Source organism: Arthrobacter sp. SAFR-044, from assembly GCF_051965175.1.
Classification (GTDB): domain Bacteria; phylum Actinomycetota; class Actinomycetes; order Actinomycetales; family Micrococcaceae; genus Arthrobacter.
The window spans coordinates 204274-217648 of sequence record NZ_JBQCMK010000008.1; the positions used below are offsets into that span (position 1 = coordinate 204274).

General features: G+C 67.1%; 10 protein-coding genes and 1 pseudogene. 3 read left to right on the forward strand and 8 right to left on the reverse strand.

The genetic code is table 11. The features are described 5' to 3' along the window. Positions 1-82 precede the first annotated feature (82 nt). Positions 83-862, forward strand: a complete 780-nt coding sequence (locus ACTHQS_RS14205; RefSeq protein ID WP_440170045.1) for an SDR family NAD(P)-dependent oxidoreductase — start codon at positions 83-85, stop codon at positions 860-862. 101 nt (positions 863-963) lie between these two features. Here ACTHQS_RS14205 and ACTHQS_RS14210 read toward each other — a convergent pair. The 8 genes and pseudogenes from ACTHQS_RS14210 to ACTHQS_RS14245 all read right to left on the reverse strand — a co-directional run bounded on the left by ACTHQS_RS14210 (position 964) and on the right by ACTHQS_RS14245 (position 10712). After that, a pseudogene (locus ACTHQS_RS14210) lies at positions 964-2680 on the reverse strand (thiamine pyrophosphate-dependent enzyme). A gap of 38 nt (positions 2681-2718) precedes the next feature. Next, a complete protein-coding gene (locus tag ACTHQS_RS14215) occupies positions 2719-4236 on the reverse strand; it encodes an amino acid permease (RefSeq protein WP_440170048.1) in 1518 nt (505 codons plus the stop codon). Between the two features lie 46 nt (positions 4237-4282). Continuing rightward, positions 4283-5224: a glutaminase gene (locus ACTHQS_RS14220; RefSeq protein WP_440170050.1), complete on the reverse strand. Its 942-nt coding sequence runs from the start codon at positions 5222-5224 to the stop codon at positions 4283-4285. After that, positions 5221-6816, reverse strand: coding sequence for a PucR family transcriptional regulator (locus ACTHQS_RS14225; RefSeq protein WP_440170053.1), 1596 nt, complete (start codon positions 6814-6816; stop codon positions 5221-5223). Before ACTHQS_RS14225 ends, ACTHQS_RS14220 begins: the two co-directional genes overlap by 4 nt. 242 nt (positions 6817-7058) lie before the next feature. Beyond that, positions 7059-7817, reverse strand: a complete 759-nt coding sequence (locus ACTHQS_RS14230) for a maleylpyruvate isomerase family mycothiol-dependent enzyme (RefSeq protein WP_440170056.1) — start codon at positions 7815-7817, stop codon at positions 7059-7061. Continuing rightward, on the reverse strand, positions 7817-8644 hold the full coding sequence (locus tag ACTHQS_RS14235; RefSeq protein WP_440170059.1) for a fumarylacetoacetate hydrolase family protein: 828 nt from the start codon (positions 8642-8644) through the stop codon (positions 7817-7819). The genes ACTHQS_RS14230 and ACTHQS_RS14235 overlap by 1 nt, the downstream gene beginning before the upstream one ends. Then, positions 8644-9786, reverse strand: coding sequence for a cupin domain-containing protein (locus tag ACTHQS_RS14240; protein ID WP_440170062.1), 1143 nt, complete (start codon positions 9784-9786; stop codon positions 8644-8646). Before ACTHQS_RS14240 ends, ACTHQS_RS14235 begins: the two co-directional genes overlap by 1 nt. A gap of 119 nt (positions 9787-9905) precedes the next feature. Beyond that, the gene (locus ACTHQS_RS14245; protein ID WP_440170065.1) at positions 9906-10712 is read right to left on the reverse strand and encodes an IclR family transcriptional regulator; all 807 of its coding nucleotides are present in this window, start codon (positions 10710-10712) and stop codon (positions 9906-9908) included. Positions 10713-10760: 48 nt separating this feature from the next. On the opposite strand from ACTHQS_RS14245, the gene ACTHQS_RS14250 reads away from it, so the two are divergent. Both ACTHQS_RS14250 and ACTHQS_RS14255 read left to right on the forward strand, forming a co-directional pair. After that, positions 10761-12056 (forward strand): MFS transporter, encoded by a 1296-nt coding sequence (locus ACTHQS_RS14250; protein WP_440170067.1) that lies wholly within the window; start codon positions 10761-10763, stop codon positions 12054-12056. Next, on the forward strand, positions 12049-13296 hold the full coding sequence (locus tag ACTHQS_RS14255) for an FAD-dependent oxidoreductase (protein ID WP_440170070.1): 1248 nt from the start codon (positions 12049-12051) through the stop codon (positions 13294-13296). Before ACTHQS_RS14250 ends, ACTHQS_RS14255 begins: the two co-directional genes overlap by 8 nt. Positions 13297-13375 lie beyond the last annotated feature (79 nt).

Sequence of the window (13375 nt, forward strand, 5' to 3'; positions counted from 1 at the left end):
ATCGCGTACCATTGCCGCCCTTCCATAATGACACTGCGTGTCATAAAGTGTGGCCATTACGCTCCCACTCTGGAAGGACATCATGGGCAACGACGCATCATGGCAGGAAGTGGTTACACAGGGCCGTTTCGCCGGCAAGACCGTTATTGTCACGGGTGCAGGCTCCGGCATCGGGAAGGCAACCGCGCTGCGGGTTGCGAAGGAAGGCGGCCGGGTGATCGCTGCCGATGTCAGCAAGGAGCGCCTGGACGAACTGGTGGAGCAAAACCCGGGGCTTGACCTGGTTCCGGTGGCGGGGGACACCTCGACGGAAGAAACAGTGGCCGCCGTGGTGGCGGCTGCCGGCGGACGCGTGGACGCATTGGCGAACGTTGCCGGCATCATGGACAAGTTCGCCCCGATCCATGACGTCGATGACGAAACCTGGGAGCGCGTCTTCCGCATCAACGTCACTGCCCTGATGCGGCTCACTCGGGCCGTGCTGCCGCTGATGCTGGAAGCAGGCGCTGGCTCGGTGGTCAATATCTCCTCGGAAGCCGGGCTGCGGGGTTCCGCCGCCGGCGCAGCCTACACCGCGTCCAAGCATGCCGTGGTTGGCCTCACGAAGAATTCGGCTGTCATGTACGGACCCAAGGGCCTGCGCTTCAATGCCGTGGCCCCGGGCGCCACCCTCACGAACATCGTGGCCGACTGGGGATCGCAGATGGCGGCCGAACGGCTGGGCCCGCTGATGCAGGCCAACATCCCGGCGCCCGCCACCGCCGCCCAGCTCGCTGCGTCGATCACGTTCCTCCTCAGCGACGACGGCACCAACGTCAACGGCGCCGTCCTCGCGTCCGACGGCGGCTGGTCGGCACTGTAGGCGGCGCCGGCGCTGCCCGGCGGCAGTTAAAAGCAAGCGGGCGACGGCGGGAGGTCCCGCCGTCGTCCGCGTCCCTGTGGGGCCGCTCGGGCCTGCTGCGATTAGTACGCCTTAACCCGCTGCTCCACCACGAGATGGATCAGCGCAAACACGCCATCCCTGTCGATGGCCGCCAGCGCCGCATCCAGGGCGGCCGGCACGTACCGGTCTTCGGTAACGGTGATGCCGAAGCCGCCGAAAGCCCTGGCCATCAGGGCAAAATCCGGGTTCTTCAACTGCGTTCCGGACACGCGTTGCGGGTAATGCCGTTCCTGGTGCGTCCGGATGGTGCCGTACTCCTGGTTGTCCATGACCACCACCAGGGGCGTGGCGCCGTACTGGGCCGCAGTGGCGAGCTCCTGCCCGTTCATGAGGAATTCGCCGTCTCCGGCGATGGTCACCACGCGCCGTCCGGGCCCGGCCAGTGATGCGGCGATCGCGGACGGCACCGAGTACCCCATGGAGCCGTTGCGGGCGCTGATCATGGAGGCGTAGCGACGGGTGGGGAAATACCGGTGGGCCCAGTTGGTGTGTTCGCCGGCCCCGAACGTCACCATCGCATCCCGGGGAAGACGCGGCACGAGGTTGGCCATCAGGGTGTCCATCCTCGCCTGGCCGGGAGCCGGAGCGGCCGGAGGAAGCGCAGCGAAGGCTTCCTGCTCGGCCCGCATCCGTGCCGTCCAGGCCTTCCACTCCTCCTTGACCGGCAGGTCGATCTCCTCCAGGTCGCGGACGAAGGCGTCCGGTTTGGCCAGGATCTGCCGCGACACGGGCCCTGACCGCCCCCGTAGCGACGGGTCCGCCGTCACCAGGAAGTTCTTCTTGCTCCAGTCCTGCCGGCACACGAATCCGTCAGTGATCACATCTCCCGGCACCGTGCCCACGAACACCAGGAGGTCGGTCTCCTCCAGGAGGTCATACGTGGGCCGCGGCCGGCCGTATCCGATGGGCCCCACGTAGGACGGCGAATCGAAGGACACCGTCCCCTGCGTCCGCCATTCGGCGGCGGCCGGGATGTGGTGCCGCTCCAGCCAGGCGGTGAAGCGATCGGCCGCCTCCTGCGTCCAGTCGTTGCCGCCGGTGACGAAGAGTGGCTTGCTGGACACCGCCAGGGCAGCCTTGAGCGCTGCGGAGTCCGTGCCGCTCAGGCCCCCCCGCGGCTACGGGTATGGCGGGGTGCAGTGCGGGACTTATCTGCTGGCGGATGACGTCCTCGGGCAGGCCGACAACCACGGGCCCGGGCCGTCCGCTCATCGCGGCGAACATGGCTTCGGCCACGATTTCGGAGGCGCGTTCCGGATGGTCCAGGACCATGACGCGCTTGGCGCCGGTATCGAACCAGGACTTGATGTCGAATTCCTGGAACGCCTCCCGGTCCCGGTGGGCAAACGGGATCAGGCCCACGAACAGCAGCATGGGGGTGGAGTCCTGCCAGGCGGTGTGCAGGCCCACATGCGCATTCGCGGCCCCCGGTCCCCGGGTGACCATCGCGACGCCGGGACGCTGCTGCATCTTGCCGTCCGCCTCCGCCATGTACGCGGCCCCGCCCTCATGCCGGCAGACGATGGTTTCGATGCTGGACTGGTGCAGGCCGTCCAGCACGTCGAGGAAGCTCTCGCCGGGAACCACGTAGGTGCGTTCCACGCCGTGGGCCACCAGCGAATCGACAATGACGTGCCCGGCGGATTTAAGGGCCGGCACCACGGGTTCCTGATGATCGACGACGGCGGCGGGCAGGGGAAGGGAGTCGGTCAGGGTGGGCTGCGGTTCTGGTGTCATGGTCTTTCTTTAGCTCGAAGGGTGGCGGAGGGGCCTGGTCAGGAGATGGGCGCCCGGTTGGCGATCACGGGCGATGTCCCGGTGAAGCCTTCGCGGGTTTCGGCGATTTCGCGGATGCGGTGGCGGCAGGCGTACCAGCCAACGACCATGAGGATGGAGGCGATGGCGGTGACGAGCATGGTCAGGGGGGAGTCGATGAAGACCATGACCAGGACGCCCACCAGGAAGACCAGCGACAGGTAGCCGGTGTAGGGGGCGCCGAACATCCTGAAGGAGGGGCGCTCCACCCAGCCTTTGTCGGCCCAGCGTTTGAGCTGGATCTGGCACAGCACGATGGTGGCCCAGGTCATGATGATGCCCACGGAGGCGATGTTCAACACGATCTCGAACGCCTGGGCCGGAACCAGGTAGTTCAGCGGAACACCCAGCAGGGACACCACGGCGGTGATGGCAATGCCGCCGTAGGGGACACCTGCTTTGTTCATCCGGGAGGCGAACTTGGGGGCGGAGCCGTTGACGGACATGGAGCGCAGGATCCGGCCGGTGGAGTACAGCCCGGCGTTCAGCGAGGACAGGGCTGCGGTGAGGACCACGAGGTTCATGATGACGTCCACGCCCTGCACCCCGATGGAGCCGAAGAACGTCACGAAGGGGCTGACGCCCTTCTGGTAGGACGTGAACGGCAGAAGCAGGGCCAGCAGGATCACCGAGCCGACGTAGAACACGGCGATGCGGAAGACCACGGAGTTGATGGCCTTGGGCATGATCTTTTCGGGGTTCTCGGTTTCGCCGGCGGCGGTGCCCACCAGTTCGATGGAGGCGTAGGCGAACAGGACGCCCTGCATGAGGATGATCATGGGCAGCAGGCCGTTGGGGAAGATCCCGCCGTTGTCCGAGAGGAGGTTGATGCCTACCTGCTGGCCGTCCACGGGGGTGCCGAAGATGACGAAGTAGGTGCCGATGATCAGGAACGCGACCAGCGCGGCGACCTTGATGAGGGCGAACCAGAATTCCATTTCGCCGAAGACCTTCACCGAGACCAGGTTCAGGGCCAGGACCACGATGAGGGCGGTCAGTGCCCAGGCCCACTGCGGGACGTCGGCCATCCAGGGGACGTAGTTGCCGAAGAAGTGCATGTAGAGGGCGGCGGCGGTGATGTCCACGATGGTGGTGGTGGCCCAGTTGATCCAGTAGAACCAGCCGGAGACGAACGCGGCTTTTTCACCGAAGAATTCGCGGGCGTAGGAGACGAACGAACCGGACGAGGGCCGGTGCAGGACCAGTTCACCCAGGGCGCGGAGGATCAGGAACGCGAAGAAACCACAGACGGCGTACGCGATGACCAGGGACGGGCCCGCGGCGTTCAACCGGCCGCCCGCGCCCAGGAACAGGCCGGTACCGATCGCACCGCCGATCGCGATCATCTGGATCTGCCGCGGCTTGAGATTCTTGTGGTAACCCTTGTCCTCCGCGTGCAGGGAGGTCTCTGACGCATGCGCGTGACCACCATCGATAACGTGGTCGAACTCAACCTCTTCATTGGGGTTGTTGGGCATGGGGTATTCCTTTCGATCCGGGGAAGATCTTGCTGGAGGGGGAAACTTAGAAGACTGACCAGCCGGTGCGGTCGGAGAGGTCGGCAAGGGCTGCGGTGCCGGCAAGGGAGTTGCCCTTGGCATCCAGCCGGGGACTCCAGACGCAAATGGCGCACTGGCCCGGGACGATGACCAGAATGCCGCCGCCTACCCCGCTCTTGCCGGGCAAACCCACCCGGTAGGCGAATTCGCCGGCGGCGTCATACATGCCGCAGGTCAGCATGATGGAACCGATCCGTTTGGCCTCGCTGGGGGACAGTACCCTGCCGGATGTTCCCTGACCGTTGTTGGCGAGGAACAGGCCGGCCTTGGCCAGCTGAACGCAGGTCATCATGATGGAGCACTGGCGCACATAGTTCTCCACGACGACGGCGGCCGGCCGGGTGAGGTTGCCAAAATCCTTGAGGAAGTGCGCCAGGGCCAGGTTGCGGCTGCTGCTCTCCAGCTCGCCGGCAGCGGTGGCCTCTTCAATGAACGGGACCGGTCCTCCGGGGTTACCCGCCTGTTCGGTGAGGAACCGCAGGAGTTGCGTGGCGGCGTCGGGCGCCTCTTCCAGCAGGTGGTCGGTGACCACCAGGGCGCCTGCATTGATGAAGGGATTGCGCGGAATGCCCTTTTCGGCCTCCAGCTGGACCAGGGAGTTGAAGGACGTTCCAGAGGGTTCGCGCAGCACCCGGGACCAAAGACCTGTGGACCTTCCGCCCTGCAGGGCCATGGCCAGGGTGAACACCTTGGAAATGCTTTGGATGGAGAAGGGAACGCCGGCGTCCCCGGAGCTGAAGACCTCGCCGGAGGTGGTGGCAACAGCGATTCCGAAGCGGTCAAACGGGACCGTGGCCAGGAAAGGAATGTTGGTGGGAACGCTGCCGGCGTTCTGCCGGGGCCGGTGCCGCCGGACGATGTCCTCGAGGAGGAGGCCCAGGGGCGGTGCGCTGAGTGTGGTGCTCATTTCCTGCCTGAATTGTCGGTGGAGGAGGCCCACTCCTGGAGATGGAGCAGGGCCACCAATGAGTCGCGGGGGTTGCCGAAGTCCAGGCCGGTGACCCTGGCCGCCTTGGCAACGCGGTAGTAGACCGTGTTTTTGTGCAGGTTCATGCGTTTGGCGCACTCGGAGACGTCGAAGCAGGCGTCGAAGTAAGCCTGCAGGGTCGCGGCGAGGTCTGCATCCTCCTGGAGCAGCCCCGCCATGCTGCGGTGCCGGAAGGGTGAGCTGTGGAAGTTCCGGACAGCCTCGCGGTAGAGGATCTCCGCCTCGAAATCGTCAACGGTGGCCACCGTGCCCGGTGTGGCGTTCCGCACGCAGGCCAGCAAGGCCTCCGTGATGCCGGTAACCCGGTGGATGGACAGCAGATCAGGCGCCAGCGGTCCGACGGCGGCGAAGGGAGTGATGCCCAGGTGTTTGCGGGCATCCTTGACCACCGCCTCCGCAAGGGACCTCAGCCCTGCCTCCGCCGTGCTGGACTGCAGGTCCGGCATGATGACGGCGGTGTCACCATTGAACTGGCCCACGACGGCGGACGCCTTGTAGGCGGCGGCGTGAATGGAGGCCAGGTTGGCCAGTTCGCCGTGCTTGAGCGCGGCGTCGTCAGCCCGGGAATCGGCGTCGGACATGCCGATCAGGAGAAGTGCCGCGGGACGCTCCGAGGGGATCTTTCCACTGTGGGCGCTGGCCGCTGCCTCGGCGGGGCCTGACAGGATCCGGGCAACCCGGTCTTCCCGCATGTGGACGGACTGCTGGTTGCGGTAGCGGATCAGTTCGGCGGAAACCCTGGCTGCGGATCCGGTGAGGACGTACTCCACGTCAGGGCCGAAACCCTCTCCGGTCTCCTGGAGCCAGATGTAGCCCATGATCCGTTCCCCGGCGAAGAGCGCGATGGCCACCCGTTCACGCAGCCCGTCCTGGGGCCGGGCAGGTACGCGGACCGGTTGCCGGGTGCGGTGGAGTTCGCGGTATGCACCCAGGTCCTTGAGCAGCAGCTCGTACTTCCGTGGGCCGCGGCGGGACAGGATGGACGCTTTGCGGAGCTCGTCGATGTCGTTGGTGACGGTGGAGTATGCCAGGACCTTGTTGGCGGCGTCCTCGATCAGCACGTGGCTGGAGGTGAGCCTGGCCGTGGTCTGGGCGATGGCGAACAGGTCTTCCTCGAGCAGGGTGAGGACTTCGCTCTCGTAGCTGCGCGGCTGGATCCGGTCCTTGGCGATGGACAGCAGGCGGTCCCAGTCGGCGGCCGGATCAACCAGCAGGAGGCCCGAGCCCGCTGCCTGCAGGAGTTCTTCCGCTTCGGCGAGGTCTTCGCGGTTGCCCTTGACGGCTACTACCGGTGGCGGGTCTTTCAGGAGCCGCCGGAGCGCCGGCAGCGCGGAGCGGCCGCGGACACCGATGAGCAGGACAAACGCGCCGGCAGCCTGGACGGACTCGTCGTCGGCGTCGACAATCAGGAACCGTTCAATGGCCGGAGCGGAGGGGGCTGGGCGGAGGATGAGGCTGGCGAAGCCGAGGGGGAGATCCGTGAGGATGTCATCCACCGTAACCGCGGCCATTGGTTTTCCTTTTGCGTCGATCCCGCCGGACAGCTCTGTCCGGTCACTTCATGCTATCCAGCGGCCGCCGTCCTGATTATGGGCCCGGTCCCAAACGCAGGGGCGGATTTTTGGTTTGCAGCCCGAGGCGAAGGCCAGCGGCGCGGGAGGAGCCCGGACGGCACGACAAAGGCGGGCCAACGTATGCTGGCCCGCCTTTGGTGCGGTGTGGCACATGGCTTGCCCGGGCGCTCGATCTACAGCTAGATCCAGGCCGGTGCCGGAGGCGCGGGGGTGGTGGATTCGCCGTCGCGTTGCGCCGTGGTGCCGTCCCTGCCGCGGCCGGTGGCCCACTGTGCAATGGCGGCCAGGGAGCCGGACACCACGGTGGGGGAGGCGGCTGCCGTGTCCCCGAAGGTCAGGGCGTTTGGCTGTCCAGTGACTTCGACCACCAGGTCCTTGTCCGTGCCGCGGGCGTGCCAGGCGCCGGTGATGTCCGCCAGCAGCCGTTCCAGGACCGGGGCCGGGATGTCCTTGAACGTGGCCCCGTTGTCCAGGTCCACGGCGTGCACCCACACCTCCCGGGTCCGCATCCACACGGTTTCCTCGGCGGGAACCACGCGGCCCTGGACGGTTTTGACCTTGTGGTGCCAGTTGTCGGCGGGCAGGTCGCGCCATTCGACGTTGAGGTGCACGGCGGAGTGGTCGAACAGGTTCCGCAGTGCGATGGGGGAGAGGGTGGCGCCGAAGTCGATTTCGTGGTTGCGGACCTCCACCGAGGGGTACATGGGGGTCTCCACGCCGGTGGCTGCCCATTCGACCAGCCGCGCGATGGCCCGCGCGTTGTAGCCCACGTGGGCTACAACGTGGCGGCGGGTCCAGCCCGGCAGGAGCGAGTTCCCGTCCAGTTCCGCGTCGTTGAGCTCGTTGAGCTTGCGGGCGAAGAACGCGGTGCCGCGGCGGGCCTGCAGGAGCCCGTCGAGCAGGACGGGATCGGTGGTCTGGTCGTGCCGGGCAACCATCAGGCTTCCTTGACCACGCGGTTGGTCAGCTGGCCCAGGCCCTCGATGGTGGTGACCAGGACCTGGCCCTCCTGCAGGTAGCGCTTGGGGTCCTGGGCGTGGCCCACGCCGCCGGGGGTGCCGGTGGCGATCACGTCGCCCGGGTTCAGGGTGATGATGGTGGAGATGTAGGAGACCAGGAACTCCGGGGTGAACACCAGGTCCGAGGTGGGGGTGCTCTGCTGGACTTCGCCATCCACGGCGGAGGTCATCAGCGGGCCGGCCGTGAACTCGTCCTTGGTGACCAGGGCCGGCCCGAACGGGGTGGACTTCTCCCAGGTCTTGCCCTGCAGCCACTGGATGGTGCGGAACTGGTAGTCGCGCATGGAGACGTCGTTGAGCACGGAGTACCCGGCGATGTGCTCAGCGGCTTCGGCTTCGGGGATGCGGCGGCCGGCCTTGCCGATGACGACGGCGAGTTCGGCTTCCCAATCCACGGTGTCCGATTCCTGCGGCAGGGCCAGGTCGTCATTGGGGCCGATCAGGGATTCGGCGTATTTGGCGAACAGGGTGGGGTGCTCGGGAACCTCCCGGCCCATTTCCTTGATGTGGTTGCGGTAGTTATGGCCCACGCAGATGATCTTGCCGGGGGCGGGCACGACGGCGGCGAGGTCGGCGCCGTTCAGGGCGTGGGTTGCGCCGTTGGCCGCCTTCGCCGTGGCTTGCCAGTTGGGGTCCTTCAGCAGGGCCCCGACGTCTGAGAAGCCGGGAATCTCGGTGAGGGTGTCGCCGTCCTGGCGGACTGCCGCGGTGCCGCCGTTGTCGAGGCGGAGGGTGAGGAGTTTCATTACTTGGTGCGTCCTTCGATGTAGGTGCGGTTGAAGTTCAGGCGCTCAAAGATGGGTGCGTCGCTGAACCGGAACAAATCAAACTCCGTTTGAGAACCTGCGTCGGCCTGCAGGGACCAGGCGGCCCAGGACGGGACCACGAACAGGTCGCCCTTGGCCAGGACCCGGGTTTCGCCGTTCAGGGTCACGGTGCCGGTGCCTTCGAAGACCTGCCAGACGCTGGAGCCCACTTCACGGACGGTCTCGGTGGTGGCGCCGGCGCGGAGGCGGTGGAATTCGGCGCGGATAGTGGGCATGACGTCCCCGCCGGTGGTGGGGTTGGTGTACCGGATGGCGGCGTGGCCCTGGGACACGGTGGCGGGGTGGCCCTCGTCCTCCAGGAGCAGTTGCTCGCGCAGCGCGGCGTCGGTGTGCTTCCACCGGTAGGCGGCGATGGGGGAGTTGGTGGTGTTCTCCAGTCCGGAGAGCGGGCGCAGGCCGGGGTGGGCCCAGAGCCGTTCGGAACGGGAGATGTCCGGGGTGGCCTCGTCGGTGACGCGCTCGGTGCCGAATTCGAAGAACCCGGCATCGGCGTAGTGGACGAACGGGATGTCCAGGCCGTCGATCCAGGCCATGGGCTCATCGGTGTCATTGTGGTGGCCGTGGAAGTTCCAGCCCGGGGTGAGCAGGAAGTCGCCGCGGGACATGCGTACGGGATCGCCGTTCACCACGGTCCACACGCCTTCGCCTTCGACGACGAAGCGGAAGGCGTTCTGGGAGTGGCGGTGCTCCGGGGCTGTCTCCCGGCCGCCCAGGTACTGGATCGCCGCCCACAGGGTGGGGGTGGCGTAGGGGGTCCCGGCCAGGCCAGGGTTGGCCAGGGCGATGGCCCTGCGTTCCCCACCACGGCCCACGGGCACCAGGTCGCCGGCGCGGGCGGCGAGCGGGTACAGGTCATCCCACCGCCACACGTGCGGTACCGCCTTGGGGGACGGGACCATGGGCATCAGGTCCGCGATCTCCGTCCACAGCGGAATCAGGTTTTCCTTGGTGAAATCCTTGTAGAGCTGCTCCAGCTGGGCAGCCTCCTCCAGGGTGGGCTCGGGAACATGGTGTTCCTGCGCCACGGATTCGTGCGTTTGGTTTTCAGCGCTGATGGACACTGGCCTTCTCCTTGCGTGCGGACTGAGTGCGACGTGGATTCGACCCTAAGGAAGGCTGGCTGTGATCTCCAGCATATTCTGTCTGCCAGAATTCTTTTCGAGGCATCCTGTGGAAAGCCTCAGGGGTGCTGTGCCCCGTCCACCGGATTGGCCGCGATGTCCATCTCCAGCTGGCGCCGGGTTTCCATCATCACGCCCACCAGCCCGGCGTCGAACAGCCGCCGGAACCTTGCCACGGGAGTGGCCACGCTCAACGCGCCCACCACCATGCCCGTGCCGTTGTGCAGCGCCATCCCAAAGGCGCTGATGCCCTCCTCGGTGCCCTCGAAGTTGGCGGCGAATCCGTTGGCCCGCACCGACTCAAGCTCGCGCAGGAATGCCGGGTACTCGGCGTCGGGAATGTAGTCGCCGGCCAGCTCCGCGTTGGGGCTGCGGAACAGCTGTTCCAGCGCGGCCGGTTCCAGCTCGGCCAGGATGGCCTTCCCGCCCGACGCCTTGTGCGCCGGGAGCAACGTCCCTTGGCGGTCCCCGACGCGCAGGATATTCGAGCTTTCCACCGTGTCCAGGAAGCGGACCTTGGTGCCCACCCGGATCATCAGGTTGACAGTCTCGTTGGTGCGGGCGCACAGGACTTCCATGTGGGGCCGGGATATGTCCCGCAGCTGCCGGGTCCAGCTGAACCCGGCGGGACCTGCTCCCATCGCCGGGCCCGGTACGTACCGGCGCGTTTCGTCCTGCACTGCGAAGCCGCGGTAGACCAGCATGGCCAGGAGCCGGTGGGCAGTGGACGGGGCCACGCCCAGTTCCGCCGCGGCGTCCTTGAGCCGCAGGCTGCCCACGTCCCGCAGGAGTTGCAGCAGCTGCAGGGCGTTGTCCACCGCTTCGATCGAGTAGGTGGGCTTCCGGCGGGCAGGAAGATTCTGCATGACAGAATCTTATGTGCGGAGCGGTACGGCTGCCAGCACAGTGGTGGGATGAATCACACAACTTCCGCTGCAGCGCCGCAGCGCATGGCCGCCCCCGCTCCGGGCGCCGGCCGTTCCGGGTTTCCCCGGCGTTCCGTGCTTGCCGTCCTGGTGTGCTGGCTGCTGGTCGTTTTCGACGGCTACGACCTGATCGTTTACGGTACGGTCCAGGGCTCGCTCATCAGCGACACCGGCTGGGGCCTGACCAAGGCCACCGCGGGCACCATCGGGTCGATGGCCTTCATCGGCATGATGATCGGAGCGGTCTTCGCCGGCCGCATGTCCGACACCTGGGGCCGCCGGCGCACCATCATCGGCTGCGCCGTCGTGTTCTCCCTCTTCACCATCCTCTGCGCCTTTGCCCCCAATGCGCCGGTCTTCGGCGGCCTGCGGCTCCTGGCAGGCATCGGCCTGGGCGGCCTGGTGCCCTCAGCCAATGCCCTGGTGGCAGAACTCGTTCCCGCGAAGTGGCGGTCCACCATCGCCACGCTCATGATGTCCGGCGTTCCCATCGGCGGCTCCATAGCCGCACTCGTCGGCATCCCGCTGATTCCCGCCTTCGGCTGGCCGGTCATGTTCCTGGTGGCCGTCGTCGCCCTGGTGGTGGTCATCCCGCTGGGCATCCGCTACCTGCCGGAGACGCTGGCACCGGGCCCCAAGGGCGCAGCCCCGGGCCGCACCGCCAAGGACGCCGTCGGGTTCGGGTCCCTGCTTCGGGCGCCCTATCTCGGCATCAGCCTGCTGTTCGCCATCGGCACCCTGGTGACCCTCTTCGCCTGGTACGGGTTGGGCACCTGGCTGCCCAACCTCATGCAGTTGGCAGGCTACAACCTCGGGTCCGCCCTGACGTTCGCACTGGCCCTCAACCTGGGTGCCGTGGCGGGCTCGGTGCTCACCGCCTGGGCCGGCACCCGGTTCGGCCCCATCCCCACCGCGATCGCGGCAGCGGCCGTGGCCGCCATCGGATTGCTGGTCCTGGTGACCGGGCCACCCGTCGCCGTCGTCTACCTCATGCTGGTGCTCGCCGGCGTGGGCACGCATGGCACCCAGTGCCTGATCATCGCCGCCGTGGCAAGCCACTACCCGGCACACCTGCGCGGCACCGCCCTGGGGTGGGCGCTTGGCGTTGGCCGGATCGGGGCCGTGGCAGCGCCCCAGGCCGGCGGGCTCCTGCTCGCAGCGGGCCTGGGCGTGAACTCAAACTTCCTGGCATTTGCCGGAGCAGCCGCAGCAGCAGCAGTCCTGCTCGCAGCCGTCGGTACCAAAATCAAGAAATCAACAGCAGTAGGAGTTTCCAATGTCTAACGTCAAAGCGTCTACCGACGTCCTGGTAGTGGGCGGCGGCATGGCCGGGCTTGCCGGAGCGCTGGCGCTTCGCGAAAACGGCGCCGACGTCACCCTGGTTGAAGTGGCACCCGCCTTCGGCGAAGTCGGCGCCGGCCTGCAGATGGCCCCCAACGCCTCCCGCGTGCTCAAGCGCTGGGGCCTGCTGGAAAAGGCGCTGGAAATCGGCGTCCAGCCTAAGCACCTGGTGTTCCGCGACGCCATCACCGGCGAGGAGCTGACCCGCCAGGCCCTGGGCGGCGAGTTCGAGGAACGCTACGGCGCCCCCTACGTTGTCATCCACCGCAGCGACCTGCACCGGATCCTGCTCGAAGCCTGCCAGGAAGCCGGCGTCACCCTGGTGAACGACGTCCTGGTGCAGAAGGTGGAGACCGACGGCGACCGCGCCCGCGCCTACACCGCCAAGGGTGAGGTGTTCGAAGCCGACGCCATCCTGGCAGCGGACGGACTGAAGTCCACCCTCCGCGCCACCGTCGCCGACGACGGCCCGGTCAACTCCGCCTACGTGGCGTACCGCGGCACCGTGCCCATCACCGAGGAAACCCCTGCCGCGGACCTGGAGGACGTCATTGTCTACCTTGGCCCGAACTGCCACCTGGTCCAGTACCCGCTCCGCAAGGGCCAGTTGCTCAACACCGTGGCAGTTTTCAAGTCCCCGTCGTTCGAACGCGGCGAAGAGCAGTACGGCGGCGTGGACGAACTCCAGGCAGCCTACAAGGACTGCGTCCCCGCCGTGCAGGAAGCCCTGAAGAACCTGGCCACCGGCATCCGCTGGCCCATGTACGACCGCAACCCGATCGAGAACTGGGTCTCCGGCCGCATGGCGCTGATCGGTGATGCCGCCCACCCGATGCTGCAGTACCTGGCCCAGGGCGCCTGCCAGGCGCTGGAGGACGCGGCAGTGCTCCAGGACGCCGCGCAGAATAAGGTCTTCACGCCCGAAGGCATCGACGCCGGTGCGTGGAAAGATGCCTTCCGCGAGTTCAACGAAACCCGGGCAGCCCGCACCGCACGCGTCCAGACCACCGCCCGGATCTGGGGCGAGTCCTGGCACGTGGACGGCGTGGCACGCGTCCTGCGCAACATGCTGTTCAAGAGCCGCGGCGACAACAACTTCCAGTACAACGACTGGCTGTACGGCCGCGACGTACCCGGTGCCCCGGCGGAGGTTCCGGCCGGCGCAGTGCTGGTGGAAGCCTAAGCACCGCGATCCAAGGCGGGCGTACGACGGCGGGTGGCTCCCGGCGTCGTACGCCCGCCTTTTGCTTGGCTGCTGGGTG

Excerpts from the sequence above, each read along its gene's own strand:
- ACTHQS_RS14205 (WP_440170045.1), top strand. The coding sequence starts at position 83 with ATGGGCAACGACGCATCATGGCAGGAAGTGGTTACACAGGGCCGTTTC.
- ACTHQS_RS14215 (WP_440170048.1), bottom strand. The coding sequence starts at position 4,236 with ATGCCCAACAACCCCAATGAAGAGGTTGAGTTCGACCACGTTATCGAT.
- ACTHQS_RS14220 (WP_440170050.1), bottom strand. The coding sequence starts at position 5,224 with ATGAGCACCACACTCAGCGCACCGCCCCTGGGCCTCCTCCTCGAGGAC.
- ACTHQS_RS14225 (WP_440170053.1), bottom strand. The coding sequence starts at position 6,816 with ATGGCCGCGGTTACGGTGGATGACATCCTCACGGATCTCCCCCTCGGC.
- ACTHQS_RS14230 (WP_440170056.1), bottom strand. The coding sequence starts at position 7,817 with ATGGTTGCCCGGCACGACCAGACCACCGATCCCGTCCTGCTCGACGGG.
- ACTHQS_RS14235 (WP_440170059.1), bottom strand. The coding sequence starts at position 8,644 with ATGAAACTCCTCACCCTCCGCCTCGACAACGGCGGCACCGCGGCAGTC.
- ACTHQS_RS14245 (WP_440170065.1), bottom strand. The coding sequence starts at position 10,712 with ATGCAGAATCTTCCTGCCCGCCGGAAGCCCACCTACTCGATCGAAGCG.
- ACTHQS_RS14250 (WP_440170067.1), top strand. The coding sequence starts at position 10,761 with ATGAATCACACAACTTCCGCTGCAGCGCCGCAGCGCATGGCCGCCCCC.
- ACTHQS_RS14255 (WP_440170070.1), top strand. The coding sequence starts at position 12,049 with ATGTCTAACGTCAAAGCGTCTACCGACGTCCTGGTAGTGGGCGGCGGC.